We start from the raw sequence: 13,967 nt of genomic DNA, 5'->3' as shown, positions 1-13,967 counted from the left end.
GAAAGTGGCGCACGCCACAGTTTCCGCCGGTCAGCGCGGTGCGGCCGAAAAATTCTTTGAACCATCCGGACCCGAACCCTCGTCTACAGGGCGGCTCGGCACCGACGCCGAGAGGGACTTCCGGCACCGACGCCCGGCAGCGACCGCTTCGAGGAAAGGACGGCAGACATGGTGCGCGTCTCCTACGACTACGACCTGATGACCGTCCTCGCCCGCCATCTGTGGCACCTCCGCGACGAACTGGACGTCACCTCGCAGACGGACAAGACGTTCGCCGCCGGGGACATCGGCCCCCGCCGGGAGACGGCCGAGGCGCTGGAGGACTTCTACGGCGCCTGGAAGAAGTCGTTCCAGGAGGGTTGGCAGGTCATGACCGACCTGGGCAACCTCCTCGACAAGGCGGGCAAGGCCTTCTACGACCAGGACGCCTCCCATGCCGCCGGCGCGGCCGGGCAGGTCGCCTCGCAGGTCCGCGACGAGGCCACCCGGCAGAACGAGATACGCAAGCAGACCCTGGAGGGCAAGCGCCGCGAGGCGATGGCCAGAAACGCCGAGGCCCGCTACAAGACCCAGCAGGCCCGTCTCAAGAAGGACCAGGACGCCCTCGTCGAGAAGCGGAACAAGCTCGACGAGCAGACCGCGGCCCAGGAGAAGCGGCAGCAGGACCTCAACAAGGAGCAGGAGGAACTCGCCAAGAAGCGGGAACCCCTGCTCAAACAGCAGGACGAACTCCAGGCCAGACAGCAGCAGCTCTGGCAGGAGGAGAAGGAACTCCTCAAACAGCGCGAGGCGGAACTCCAGGCCAAGCGGGACGAACTGCAGAAGGAGTACGAGGACCTCCGCAAGGAACAGGAGCCGTTGCGGAAACGGCAGGAGGAACTCCAGGCCAGGCAGCAGCAGCTCTGGGAGGACGAGAAGGCCCTCCGCGCGGAGCAGGACGCGGCGATCGAGAAGAAGGCCACCGCCCTCGAACAGGAGCAGAAGGCCTACGACGCCAAACAGGACGCCCTCCAGGAGCGGCAGGAAGCCCTCTGGCAGGAACGGCAGACCCTGCTCGCCAAGGACGGTGTCACCCAGGCCGACCTAGACGCCTGGCAGCGCAAACAGGACACCCTGGACAAGGACCGGGACGCCCTGTGGGAGTCCGAGGGCAAGGGCCTGGAGGAGCGCTGGGACGCCCTGGAGCAGGAACAGCGCGACCAGCAGAAGGCGTTCGCCCCGCTGGACGAGCGGCAGAAGCAGATCGACGCCGAGCGTGACGCGCTGAGCGAGGACCAGAAGCCCCTCTCCGAGCGGCAGGACGAGCTGCAGAAGAAGCAGCAGGACCTCTGGGCCATGGAGAAGTCCTCGCAGAACGAGGTCGAGGCCACGATCAAGGGCAAGCAGGACGGCCTCGACGCCGAACGTACCGACCTCCAGTCGAAGATGGACCCCCTGGACCAGGAGTCGAACGACCTCCAGGCCCGCCAGAAGGAACTGTGGGACGACCAGTCGGACACCGAGGACGCCCAGACCGCGCTGACCGAGGAGGAGAAGCCCGTCCAGCAGCGGCAGCAGGACCTCCAGGACGGCTTCGGCGACGAACTCGACAAGATCCGCGACCGGGACTTCGACAAGGACCCGGACCCCGGTCAGCTCAGGGGAATGCGCGGCCAGTTGGAGGATCTGCCCCCCGAGGCCTTCGTGCCCAAGGGCTACACCATCGAGGACGAGAACAGCACCACCACCGTGTCGTTCCAACTCGACGAGAACGGTGAGATCAAGGTCGACAAGAACGGCGACCCCGTCGAGACGACCACCACCGTCACCAACAAGAACACCGGCCTGACCTACTCGGAGACGTACCACCCGCTGGAGCGCGAGGGCGACTCCGTGACGACGATCCGCAGCTCCGACGGCACCGTCACCAAGGTCTTCACCGACGCGAACCCCGAGGGCTCACCCGACGGTTGGGAGAAGCGCTACGTCACCGACGAGACGGGCACGGACACCCTCCAGATCTGGACGAAACGGCCGGGCGAGGACTGGAGCCTGACCATGGACAAGGAGGAGTACCTCAACTCCGAGGCCGGTCAGCAGGACGCCCAGCAGCGGCTGGACCGCCCGCCCGCGTACCTCACGCAGGAGAAGCCCCTGGTCGACTCGTCCGGCCGGCCCGCCGACTCCACCGACCCGGGGCAGACGACCACCGTGCAGGAAGGCGTCACCCGGACCAACTACACGGCCTCCGACGGCTCCCTCACCAAGGTCGTCACCAACGAGAACACGGGACAACGCTTCGTCGCCGACGCGAACAACGAGATCCAGGAGATCTGGCAGCGCGACGAGAACGGCGACTGGTACCTGAGGGATTCCATCACCCAGCACGAACGCACCAGCGATGAACCACCCCTGGGAACCCTGGGCGAGTTCTGGCGCTGACCCGCACCGGGCGCCCCGCGCGCCCCACCCCAAGCTCCCGGCGCACGCCCAGCGCGCCGCCGCCGGGTCCCTCGCACAACGAACACGACAAGAACGAGGTGCACCATGCCGAAGAACGTCATCGACGACGAGGAAATCGAGTCCACCGCGAAGAAGCTCGACTCCGCGGTCAGCGACACCCTCGTCCCCCAGCTGTCCTCGCTGCAGGCCGATGTCGAGAACCTGCTCCAGGGCGGCCTGCTGCTGACGGCCACCAGCCCGAAGATGCAGACCTCCTACGCCAACTTCAACAAGTCGTTGACGGAGGCAGTGAACAACATCACTCAGTTCTCCAAGCAGTTCCGTGACATCTGCAACGCGGTGAACAACCTCGACTCGCAGATCGCGGGCGGCATCCCCACCTGAGCCATTCCGAGACGGGGTGCCGACACCCAACTCCCCCTCCGTCGGCACCTCTTGAGCAGGGGCGTCGGTTCCTCCCCCAGGACCGGCGCCCCTGCCGCCTTTCGCCCGCTGTTCGATGGCTCGAACCTGTCGCTCCGCTGTCGATTCTCCAGGACATCTACCAGCAAGATTTCGTTCTCGTCAGTAACCTCAGGTTCTTCTCAGGAAGTCTTGAAACATCCGGAAGCCCTCATAGACTCCCCTGCGGAACCTCACCTTCCACCCATGAACCGTGAGGCCACCCCGGGTACCCGTGCTCAGCCCTTGCCCAGCCAACGCCGCCGCCGCGGCGCCCGACCGGACCGGCTCAGAGGTCCACGCCTGTCCTGGGGGAATCTATGAGAACGCCCACGCCCAGTACCGCCGCCGACGGGAGCGCTCCCGCAACCGGCGACGACTCGCCCTCGGGCGACCATTCCGTCCGCCGGCTCTACGAGGAGCACCACGGCCCCCTGCTGCGCTATGTGTCGAGCCTCATCCGGGGCGACCGCCAGCGGGCCGAGGACTTCGTCCAGGAGACCCTGGTACGCGCCTGGTTGAGCACCGCGAGCCAGCCCCCGGGCTGGTCACCGTCCCGGACCTGGCTGATGAGGGTGGCGCACAACCTGGTGATCGACTGGTCCCGGCGCGAACGGGTGCACACCGAGATCCAGCACGAACACACCCTGGACAAGCACCTCGAACCCGTGGACCCGATGAGTCAGGCCGTCCAGCGCCGCTTCATGGTCCACGCCCTCTCCCGGCTCTCGCACCCCCACCGCGAGGTCCTCTTCTACGTCTACGTCCTCGGCTGCACCGGAACCGACGCCGCCGACGCCCTGGGCATCCCCCCGGGCACGGTCAAGTCCCGCACCCACCACGCGATACGCGAACTGCGCCGCCGCCACCCCGAACACGCGCTGGCGGCGGCATGACCCACCTCATCGCGATCGGGAAGCCCAGCGACTCGGTGCTCACCGTCATCATCGTGGGCGTCGTCGTCCTGATCCTGCTCGTCCTCCTGCTGCGGCACCTGATCCGCAAGCGGGGCGGCTGGCGGCGCTTCCGACGCCGGGTCGGCCGTGAACTGACCCTCACCCGGCGGGCCTTCGGCGAACCCCTGCGCGCCTACCGCCGCCACCGCCGGGGCGTACGCGCCCTGGCCCGGCAGCTCTCCGACCCCCGGGGCGGCCTCCTCGTGCGCCGGCTGCTCGACGCGGCGGCAGCGGCCCTCGCCGACGCCCCCGGCGCCGTACCGCACGCCGTACGCCTCGAACCCGGCTGGGCGTCCGTGCAGATCGCCGCCCGCCGGCTGCCCGACCCGCCCGAGCCCTGGGAGGCCCCGGCCGAACCCGGCCCCCAGCGCTGGGAACTGCCCCTGGACGACGAGGACGCGCTGCCTCCGGGCCGCACCCGCGCCGGTGCGCAGCTGAGGCCGCTGCCGGTGGCCGTCGGTATGGCGGACGACGCCTGTGTCCACCTCGATCTGGCCGCCGGACCACGGATGATCACCGTCGAGGGGGACGGCGCCGCCCGCACCCGGCTCTTCCAGGCACTCGCCGCCCAACTGGACCGGCCCGGCAGCGGAGCCTCGGTCGTCGTCGCGGACGGGGTCCATCCGCAGCACCGGGGGCAGCGGCTCGACACGCTGCTGAGGGAGCTGGAGACGGGAGCCGCCGAGCCCGACGAGACCGATGAGCTGGGCGAGTCCGGCCGTGCCGCCACCACCGTGGTCGTCTGCACCGCCCCCACCCCGGACCAGGCCCGCAGACTCGGCGCCCTCGCCGCCTCCGGTGCCGTGGTCTGCCTGGTCGACGGCTGGGCCGCCGGGCACACGTGGGCCCTCCGGGTCGACGGACGGGGCCGGGTGATCGCGCCCGAACTGGAGCTGGACGCCGACTCCGGTCCGCTCGGCCGGGCCGTCGTCGCCGCGGTCCGCGCCGACCGCCGGCGGCTGCGCCGGGAGTCGGCGCCGGGTCGGGCCACACCCGCGCCGCGTACGCGCGAGTCCCGGCCGAGGGAGACTGAGGAGACCCGGCCCCTGGAGGAGGTCGAATCCCTCCGGGAAGCGCCGACGGAACCCATCCCCCAGGCCACGGCGCCCGTCCGCAGCACCACCGGCTCCGACCTCCTCGCGGAACCGGACACCGCCCGCGAACGCACGACGGCGGCTTCGTCCGGCACGAGGGAGGAGTAGGCGCTCCGCTGGTACTGCCGCGATGTGCCGTCGCTTGTGTGCGGCGCCGTCGTGGCTGGTCGCGCCCACGCGGCGGAGCCGCACAATGTACCGCCCCGCGCCCCTTAAGGGGCGCGGCCGCACCACAGCGGAATTCACCCGTCCCCCGGACCACCAGAACCACCCCCAACCCCCGAACCACCCCCAAGGCGAGACGTGAAACTCCTCATCACCACCGTCGCCGACGGCGATCCCCACGGCAGTCAGGACGTTCTGCTCACCGCGTCCGGCGGCACCCCCGTCGAGGACGTCGCCGCACATCTGGCCCATCTGCGCGGCGGGGACGCCGGCGAGACCGGCGGCTCGTTCCCCGCGCCGGGGCCCGCCCCGGCCTGCTACCTCGGCGACGAGCCCCTCGCTCCCGGCACCCCGCTCGCCGACACCCGGCTGATGGACGGCAGCGTCGTCGCCCTGGGCGCCCCGCAGGCCCCGACCGTCACCGCGTACGGTCCTGAGCGCGACGCCATGCCGCAGCCGCACCGGCTGGACCACGCCCCGGTGGTCGAACTGCAGATCGTGGGCGGCCCCGACGCCGGACGCGTGCACCCCCTCGGCCTCGGCACCCATGGCATCGGCCCCCTGGAGGACGCCGCCGTGCCCCTGGAAGGCCGGGGCCTGCCCAGCGAGGGCATCCGGGTGACCGTACGCCCGGACGGCTCGGCCATCGTGGAGCTTCAGGAGGGCGGCCCCGCACGGCTGTCCGTACCGGAGCCACCGGAGCACCGGGGCAGGCCCAACACCCCGCTGCTGCCCCTCGCCGAACAGGACGAGGAGGACGAGAAGGACGCGGCGTTCCCGGACGACGCCGACAGCGCGGAACTCCCCGACGGCTGGCACGAGTGGGCCATGGGCGCGGAGCTGTCCGTCGGCGAGTATCTGCTGCGGCTGACCGAACCGACCCCGAGGGACGCGGCGGTGGTGCCGTCCGAGGGCGGAGGCGGCCTCGACTACAACCGTCCGCCGCGCATCCTGCCCCATCTGGCACCCGAGCGGTTCCGGCTGCCCGGCCCGCCCGACCCCCCGGCCCGCAGACCGATCCCGCTGATGGTCTCGCTCGCCCCGATGGTCTTCGGCGTGGCCATGATGCTGTTCTGGAACTCGTACTTCTATCTCATCTTCATGTTCCTCTCGCCGGTGCTGATGGCGGCGAACTACATCAGCGGACGGCGCCAGGCACGCAAGGACTACGAGGAGCGGTCCCGTGTCTACCGGCAGCGCCGGGCCTCGCTGGAGGAGGACGTCCGCGAGAAGGTCGCCACCGAGCGGCGGTTGCGCACCGAGAGCGCGCCCGACCCGGCGGTCGCCGGACTGTGGGCGGTCGGCCCGGGCCGCAGGCTGTGGGAGCGCCGCCGTGGCGACCCGGACCATCTGGCCCTGCGGATCGGCACCGCCCCGCAGCCCTCGCTGCTCGGCATCGACGACACGGCCCGCGAGGACAACCACACCGCCGTGCACTGGACGATCCCGGACGCCCCCGTCAGCGTCGACCTGGTCGACAGCGGAGTGGTCGGGCTCGCCGGAGCGCCCGGCCCGGTCCAGGCGCTGGCCCGCTGGATGACCGCCCAGGCCGCGATCCTGCACACCCCCCGTGACCTGCGGATCGTCGTCCTCACCGACAAGGGCTCCCAGGACTCCTGGCACTGGGCCCGCTGGCTGCCCCACTCCCGTGACGGCCTCCCCGGCACGCGGGGCGGGGCCGTCACCCTCATCGGCAACGACCCCGAGACGGTCGCCAACCGCGTCGCCGAACTGGTCTCCACCCTCCGTACCCGCCAGCGAGCCGCCGAGTCCACCATGAGCAAGGCGCTGCTCAGCGAACCCGACGTCCTGGTGGTCATGGACGGCGCCCGGCGGCTGCGTGACGTCCCCGGTGTGGTGTCGATCCTCAAGGAGGGCCCCGGAGTCCGGATCTTCCCGCTCTGCCTGGACCAGGAGGAACGGCTGCTGCCGGAGGAGTGCACCGCCGTCGTCCGCCACGAGAACCACCGGCTGACCCTGCGCCGCACGGGACAGCCCGACATCCCCGACATCCGCCCCGACCTGGTCGAGCCCGACTGGTGCGAGCGCGCCGCCCGGGGCATCGCCCCGATCCGCGACGTCACCCCGGACGCCTCCGAGGGCCTGCCCGGCAAGGTGGGCCTGCTGGAACTCCTCGGGCTGCACCGGCCGGACCCCGAGCTGATCACCGCCCGCTGGTCGCAGCGCCCGGCGTCCACGGGTGTCCTGCTCGGCGCCGGCTACGACGGCCCGGTCGCCTTCGACCTGGTCAAGGACGGCCCGCACGGACTGGTCGCCGGTACCACCGGCTCCGGCAAGTCCGAGCTGCTGCAGACCTTCGTGGCCTCCCTCGCCGCGATGAACCGACCCGACGAACTCACCTTCGTCCTCGTCGACTACAAGGGCGGCAGCGCCTTCAAGGACTGCGTCGACCTGCCCCACACCCTCGGCATGGTCACCGACCTCGACAGCCACCTCGTCCAGCGCGCGCTCACCTCGCTGGGAGCCGAACTCACCCGCCGTGAACACATCCTCGCCGAGGCCGGCGCCAAGGACCTGCCCGAGTACCAGGGCATGCGCCGCCGCAACCCCGACATGGCGCCCGTGCCCCGGCTGGTGATCATCATCGACGAGTTCGCCACCCTCTACCGGGAGATCCCCGACTTCATCCCCGGCCTCGTCAGCATCGCCCAGCGCGGCCGTTCCCTCGGCATCCATCTGATCCTGGCCACCCAGCGCCCCGCCGGAGTCGTCAACTCCGACATCCGGGCCAACACCAACCTGCGCATCGCCCTCCGGGTCACCGACTCCTCGGAGAGCATGGACGTCATCGACACCAAGGACGCCGTCAGCATCTCCCCGGCCACCCCCGGCCGCGCCCTCGCCCGACTCGGCCACGGCACCGTCGTACCCTTCCAGACCGCCTACGCCGGCACCCCCCTGCCCATCGCCAAACCCTCCGCCGAGGCCAAGGCCCGCCAGGAACGGCAGGCGGCCGAGGAAGCCCGCATCTGGGGGACCGCACTCCAGTGGCAGCGCCTCGGCCGAGCCGTCGCCCGCCCCGGCACCCCGGAGGGCGAGCAGAACACGGACACGGCGGCGGACCTGGAGACGGAGGAGGCACCCACCGACCTCAACGCCCTGGTGGCGGCCCTCTCCGAGGCCGCGCGACTCGCCGACTGCGTACCGCAGCCCAGCCCGTGGCTGCCCGCGCTCGGTCAGGACGTCCTCATCGACGACCTCCCCCAGCCCGACGAGCCCGGCGGCGCCCGGCTGGCCCCCGTCTCCTGGGGCCTGTCCGACATCCCCGAGGCCCAGGCACAGCTGCCCGTCCGCCTGGACTTCGCCGAGTTCGGACACCTGTACGTCATCGGCATCCCCCGCTCCGGCCGCTCCCAGGTGCTGCGCACCATGGCCGGAGCCCTGGCCCGCGCCCACTCCAGCGCCGACGTCCACCTCTACGGCATCGACTTCGCCGGTGGCGCCCTCACCGCGCTGGGCGTCCTCCCGAACACCGGGGCCGTCGTGCCCCGGGGCGACATCGAACGCCTGGAGCGGCTCTTCGCCCGGCTGGACGCGGAGTTGGAGCGCCGACAGGGACTCCTCACCCAGCACCACGCCGGCAACCTCACCGAACTGCGCGAACTGATCGCCGCCGGGGCCCGACCGGCCCACATCATGCTGTTCATCGACGGCTGGGACGCGATGATCGAAGCGGTCGCCGACCACAACGGCGGACGCCTCGTCGAACAGGTCAACCGGCTGCTCAGAGAAGGCGCAGCGGCGGGCATCCACCTCGTCGCCACCTCCGAACGCGCCCTGCTGTCCGGCCGGGCCACCGCCCTCAACGACAACAAGCTGCTGCTGCGCCTGAACGACCGCACCGACTACCACGCCGTCGGCAAGCGCTCCCGCGACATCCCCGACATCATCCAGCCCGGCCGCGGCTGGACCTCCGACGGAGGCACCGAGATCCAGGTGGCCCTGCTCGCCCCCGGAGCCACCGGCCAGGAACAGACCGAGGCACTGCGCGCGATCGGCGCCGAGGCGACCCAGCGCGACACCGGCATCCCGGCCGAGCGCAGGCCCGCCGGAATCGGCACCCTGCCGGTCAAGGTGGCCTTTACCGATGCCTACGAGAAGGTGCCGACGCAGTCCCGCCGCCCCATGTGGGGCCTGCTGGGCCTCGGCGGCGACGACGTCTCACCCGTGGGCGTCGACTTCGCGGACCTCACACCCGCGTTCTCGGTCGTCGGCCCGCCCGGCTCCGGCCGCAGCACCACCCTGGCCTCGCTGTCGGTGTCGCTGCTCGCCTCCGGCACCCGACTGGTGATCCTCGCCCCGCGCGAGTCGCCGCTGCGTACCCTGGGGAACCACCCCGGCGTACGGCTGCTCACCGCGACGGAGCCCACGGAGGAGGAGTTCACCGAGGCCCTGGAGAGCGGCGGCGACGGACCCAGGGTGGTCGTCGTGGACGACGCCGACCTGTTCGTCCTGCCGGACATCGACCAGCAGTTGCGCTCCCTCTCCCAGTCCGGCAAGGACCGGGGCATGGGCATCGTCATCGGCGCCACCGCCGAGACGATGACGGGCGCGATGGGCTGGCTAGGCGCCCTCAAGCGCCACCGCAAGGGCGTCCTCCTCGGCCCGCAGAGCATCCTGGAGGGCGACTTCATCGGTGCCCGCCTGGCCCACGCCCATCTGCGCGGCCGCAAGGTGGGCCGGGGCCTGACCGTCGACCCGCGCACCGGGGAACTGATCAACGTACAGATCCCGGAGACACCGCTCGACTGACGCGATGGCATGAGTGTGGGGGCGCCGATCGGCGCCCCCACACTCATGCCCCAACTGCCCTACTGGACGAGCTCCCAGTCCTGGGAGCCGTCCGAGGTCGCGTTCTGCAGGGTCAGCGGCGCTCCGGCGGACGCGCCGGTCAGATACAGGCTGGTGTTCTTCACCGACTGCAACTTGTAGAACCCGTCGCTGGTCTTGACCAGGTTCCAGCTGCCGGTGGCGCTGTTGTCGACCCACTGGCCGATCCGCTGGCCGACCGTCGCGTTCCCGGTCCAGATGGCCGCCGCCCGGCCACCCGACTTGTTCAGCAGGGTCATCCCGCCGTTCGGCTCGGTCACCACGTGCCAGAACTGGGTGTCGGGGTTCGCCGCCGAGCCAGGGGCTTCCAACCGCACATCGGGTACATCCCCGTTGCCGATGTTCGCGTCGTTGGTCTTGTCCCCGGTGCCGATCACCTGGTCCGTCCTGCGGTTCACCAACTGGTAGTAGGCGCCGTCCGATTGACCGAGGTCGACCTCGGCGAACTTCAGCGTCGAGCTGCCCTGGTTGTTGAGGATCACGACGCGGCCGGTGCCGTCGACGTACTGGAGGTTGCGGCTGTAGCCGGCCTGGGAGGTCGTCTGGTACTCCGTCCACGCGCCGTCGCTGCGTCCGCTCTCGTTGACCCAGACGTTGCCGCTGCCCGCGGCGTTGTAGACCAGGCGCCCTCCGGGAAGCCGGATGAGGACCGGGCTGCCGTTCGCGGCGAGAGCGCGCGAACCGCTGTTCAGCGGCAGCGAGTTGACGCCCGTACCGGTGGGTGAGCCGGTGTAGAACTTGAACGGGTCGTCGGAGAGCCGGTACCGCGTGTTGGCCCCGCCGCCCCAGTACTCATACGTGAGCAGCCACTTGCCGTCCGTCGTCCGCACGACGTTCGTCATGCCCGGCCGCCCACCGCCGATCTCGCTCTTGCCGCCGCCCATGTCCTGGGTGAGGCCCGCGATGTCGACGACGGGGGTGCTCCAGTTGGCGCTGCGTCCGTCCCACGTCTTGTGCACAAGGATCTGCCCGTGCGAGTCCGTGGCCGTGTCGTTCGCCGGATCGAGGGTCGGCACACCGGTGTTCGGGTCGAAGCCGGTGTAGTCGTTCTCGTCGGAGTAGTAACAGACGAGTTGGCCCTTGTGGACCATCAGATACGGTTCCCACAGGGGGTCCACCTGCTTGCCGGTGTTCGCGGCGGCGATGTTCTGCCCGACCGCGCCCGCGCTGCCGCCCTGCCAGCCGCCGGTCGCCACGACGTTGACGACCTTCCAGGTCGCGCCGTCGTCGGTGCTGGAGTACAGGGCGATCGCGAGGTCCTTGCGGTCGCCGTCGTTGGACGGCGTCCAGTTGGGATCGGCGGCCTTGTGCTCCTTGTAGTAGTAGTCGTCACCGGACACCACGCTCGCCAGCAGCAGCGTGCCCTGCTTCAGGTCGCCGACGTCCTGCGGGACCACGTACAGATAGGGGTTGGTCCAATTGCTCGTGTACTTGGCGTACTTGGCGTCGCCGGACAGGTACGCGGGCGCCTTCACCTCCGACAGCGGCTGCCACGACGTGCCGTGGTCGTCGCTCTTGTACACCGGCAGTGTCTGCCCGGCGGCGCTGCCCGACGACGACACGACCGTCGACTTCTCGAACGAGGCGACCAGCCGTCCGCTCGGCAGCTGCGCCGACTTCGGGTAGATGGCACAGTTGCCGCGCCCCTTCAGACACGGCTCGCTGCCGAGCTGGTAGAGGGTGCCGCCGGTCGGGTTGTACGCGTGCGCACTGGCCGCGGTGAGCGCCAGCATCGCGGAGGTGGCGGTGAACGTACCCAGTGCTCTGGCGAGTCTTCTTCTGCGCATGGTTCTTCCTCGGGGTCGGTCAGGAGGAGTGGTGGTCGGCGCCGGAGACCAGGACGCGTACGTCCCAGGGGCCGAGGTCCAGGGCAGAACCCGCCGCGACGGGCGTGTCGTTCAACGCGTCGGTGAGGTCCACCGGGGCGGGCACGCTCGCGGGCTCCCAGCTCCAGTTGTGGACGATGTGCACCCGGCGGCCGTCGGATGCCCTGCCCGTCGTGGCGGTGACAGAGGCCGGCAGCTCCCCCCAGCCGTGGCGGGCGGTCGGCGTCAGCCACTCGGCCAGCGCCCGGCCCAGATCGCGGTCGGGCACCGTACCCACATATGTGACCCGCCCCGCCCCATGACGGCGCGTGGTGAGCGCGGGCCAACGGCCGAAGTGGGGATGCTCGTACGAGGCCAGCACCTCGGCGTCGACGACGGTCAGTCCGTCCGCCCAGCGGGTCGCCCCGGCGCCCTCGGGCAGTCGCAGCGGGCTGTCCGGCGCCGGGCGCACCGGGATCTCGCCCGTCAGATTGCTGAACTCGTCGTACTGGACCCCGGCGGCCTCGGTCAGCCGCCCGGGAGCCGGTTCGGTCCGGGCCCTGGCCTCCTCGTCGGCGTACCCGGTACGCGGGCCGAGCACCAGATGGCCGCCCGCCTCGGCGTACGCGGCGAACCAGTCGAGCGAGGAGTCGGCGGCCAGGTACAACGCCGGTACGACGAGCACGGGATGGCGGCGGGCGGCCGCCACCGGAGTCAGGCCCTCACGCTCCCCGCGCGGGTCGTGCAGCTGGCGGGCGTGGACGATACGGACCTGGCGGCCGGCCTCGAAGGCACCGCGATAGAGCGGGTCGAAGACGCGGTGGTAGGCGGCCGGGTCGGGCTCGCCGTCGGGCTTCGCCAGCGGCGGGTACTTCTGCATCAGCCACTTGCTCGGCGTCGAGTACACCATCGTGATGTCCGCGTCCGGTTCGAGCCCGGCCACCAGCGGGCCAGCGGTGTCGAACTCGCCGCCCAGCCGGGCCAGTTCTGCGTACGCCCGCCCCGGGCGACCGGTGTGCGGCAGTACACCGCCCCAGTAGGTCTCCGCGCCGAAGTGCAGCGTGTTCCAGTGCCAGTACTCGATCATCCGGGCCCCGCGCCCGACCAGCGCCCACGCGGCCTGCCGCCACTGGCCGTCGTACGCCGGGCGGTTGTCCCAGGGAAAGCCGATCGAACCGGCGTTGGTCTCGGTGACGAGGAACGGTTCCTGGCGGGAGGAGAACATCCAGTCGGCGGTCTGGTACAGCGCCCACACACCGGTGGTCTTCCACTTCTGCTCGTGGTCGTCCGGTGTCGGGTCGGGCAGCAGGAGGCCGTCCTGCATGTCGTAGTACGGGTTGCCGGAGGCGATGTCGAGACGGAGGCTCAGCTCGTCGTCCTCGACGCCCTGGCGGGTGTAGGAGATACAGGTGGTGACGAACTGCTCGGGCCGCGCGTACTCACGCACGATGTCGGCCTGCCAGCCGATGAACTCGGTGACCTGCCGGGCCTGGAACTCCCGCCAGGCGACGTCGTACTGCGGCTGCGCGTTGCCGTCGGGCGTCCACAGGTCGGCCCACGTCGACAGCCGGTGGGACCAATAGACCAGTCCCCACTCGCGGTTGAGGGTCTCGATGTCCCCGTACTTGTCCCGCAGATGGTCCACGAAGCGCTGGAAGACCCCGTGGTTGTGGAAGAGGTGCAGACCGGGTTCGTTGTCGACCTGGAAGCCGATGACGGCCGGGTGGTCGGCGTACCGGGCGACGATCTTCCGGATGACCCGCTCGGCGTGGAAGCGGAACGCCGGGTGCGTGAAGTCGACCTCCTGCCGGGCGCCCCAGCCGTGGCGCCGGCCGGTGGCGTACTCGGCGGTGATCTCCGGGTACTGACGGGCCAGCCACGGCGGCACGGCGTACGTGGGTGTCCCGAGGACCACGGAGATACCGCGCTCATGGGCGCCGTCCAGCACGGGCTGGAGCCAGTCCAGGTCGAAGCGCCCGCTCGTAGGCTCCCAGGTCGACCACACCGACTCACCGACCCGGATGACGGTGACATGCGCGTCCGCCATCAGATCGAGGTCGGTCTTGAGGCGTTCGTCGGGCCGTGCGGTGCCATGGGTCGGCCGGTACTCGTGGTAGTACGCGGCACCGAACAGGACGCGGGCAGGCAGAGCCGCCATGAAGGAAACCTCCGAAGAGCGAGAGGACGTGGGGGAGTTGGGTAGCTGGGGGAGT

The 13,967-nt window shown here is 70.7% G+C and carries 7 protein-coding genes; 5 read left to right on the top strand and 2 right to left on the bottom strand.

The window, feature by feature from the left end; translation table 11 throughout:
• Nucleotides 1-168: 168 nt before the first annotated feature.
• The 5 genes from ACWD4G_RS10195 (at nucleotide 169) to ACWD4G_RS10175 (ending at nucleotide 9,871) form a co-directional block, all read left to right on the top strand.
• Complete coding sequence (locus tag ACWD4G_RS10195; protein ID WP_451292134.1) at nucleotides 169-2,421, top strand: hypothetical protein; 2,253 nt, start codon at nucleotides 169-171, stop codon at nucleotides 2,419-2,421.
• Between the two features lie 105 nt (nucleotides 2,422-2,526).
• Nucleotides 2,527-2,826 carry a hypothetical protein gene (locus tag ACWD4G_RS10190; RefSeq protein ID WP_391805905.1) on the top strand — a complete coding sequence of 100 codons (300 nt, stop codon included), beginning with the start codon at nucleotides 2,527-2,529 and terminating at the stop codon, nucleotides 2,824-2,826.
• Between the two features lie 377 nt (nucleotides 2,827-3,203).
• Entirely contained in the window at nucleotides 3,204-3,779 is a 576-nt protein-coding gene (locus ACWD4G_RS10185; RefSeq protein ID WP_451292132.1) for a sigma-70 family RNA polymerase sigma factor, read from the top strand.
• Nucleotides 3,776-5,041, top strand: a complete 1,266-nt coding sequence (locus ACWD4G_RS10180; protein WP_451292130.1) for a hypothetical protein — start codon at nucleotides 3,776-3,778, stop codon at nucleotides 5,039-5,041. The genes ACWD4G_RS10185 and ACWD4G_RS10180 overlap by 4 nt, the downstream gene beginning before the upstream one ends.
• A 195-nt stretch (nucleotides 5,042-5,236) precedes the next feature.
• Complete coding sequence (locus ACWD4G_RS10175; protein ID WP_451292128.1) at nucleotides 5,237-9,871, top strand: FtsK/SpoIIIE domain-containing protein; 4,635 nt, start codon at nucleotides 5,237-5,239, stop codon at nucleotides 9,869-9,871.
• Nucleotides 9,872-9,930: 59 nt separating this feature from the next.
• Here ACWD4G_RS10175 and ACWD4G_RS10170 read toward each other — a convergent pair whose 3' ends face one another.
• Both ACWD4G_RS10170 and ACWD4G_RS10165 read right to left on the bottom strand, forming a co-directional pair.
• Nucleotides 9,931-11,736, bottom strand: coding sequence for an RICIN domain-containing protein (locus ACWD4G_RS10170; protein WP_451292126.1), 1,806 nt, complete (start codon nucleotides 11,734-11,736; stop codon nucleotides 9,931-9,933).
• A 19-nt stretch (nucleotides 11,737-11,755) separates the two neighbouring features.
• The gene (locus ACWD4G_RS10165) at nucleotides 11,756-13,912 is read right to left on the bottom strand and encodes a beta-galactosidase (RefSeq protein WP_451292124.1); all 2,157 of its coding nucleotides are present in this window, start codon (nucleotides 13,910-13,912) and stop codon (nucleotides 11,756-11,758) included.
• Nucleotides 13,913-13,967 lie beyond the last annotated feature (55 nt).

The sequence above is a fragment of the Streptomyces sp. NPDC002643 genome (genome assembly GCF_053592555.1).
This window is presented reverse-complemented; position numbering and strand designations above follow the sequence as displayed.

What these genes read in the sequence shown, in the direction of transcription:
- ACWD4G_RS10165 (WP_451292124.1), bottom strand. Translation starts at nt 13,912, where the DNA reads ATGGCGGCTCTGCCTGCCCGCGTCCTGTTCGGTGCCGCGTACTACCAC.
- ACWD4G_RS10170 (WP_451292126.1), bottom strand. Translation starts at nt 11,736, where the DNA reads ATGCGCAGAAGAAGACTCGCCAGAGCACTGGGTACGTTCACCGCCACC.
- ACWD4G_RS10180 (WP_451292130.1), top strand. Translation starts at nt 3,776, where the DNA reads ATGACCCACCTCATCGCGATCGGGAAGCCCAGCGACTCGGTGCTCACC.
- ACWD4G_RS10190 (WP_391805905.1), top strand. Translation starts at nt 2,527, where the DNA reads ATGCCGAAGAACGTCATCGACGACGAGGAAATCGAGTCCACCGCGAAG.
- ACWD4G_RS10185 (WP_451292132.1), top strand. Translation starts at nt 3,204, where the DNA reads ATGAGAACGCCCACGCCCAGTACCGCCGCCGACGGGAGCGCTCCCGCA.
- ACWD4G_RS10195 (WP_451292134.1), top strand. Translation starts at nt 169, where the DNA reads ATGGTGCGCGTCTCCTACGACTACGACCTGATGACCGTCCTCGCCCGC.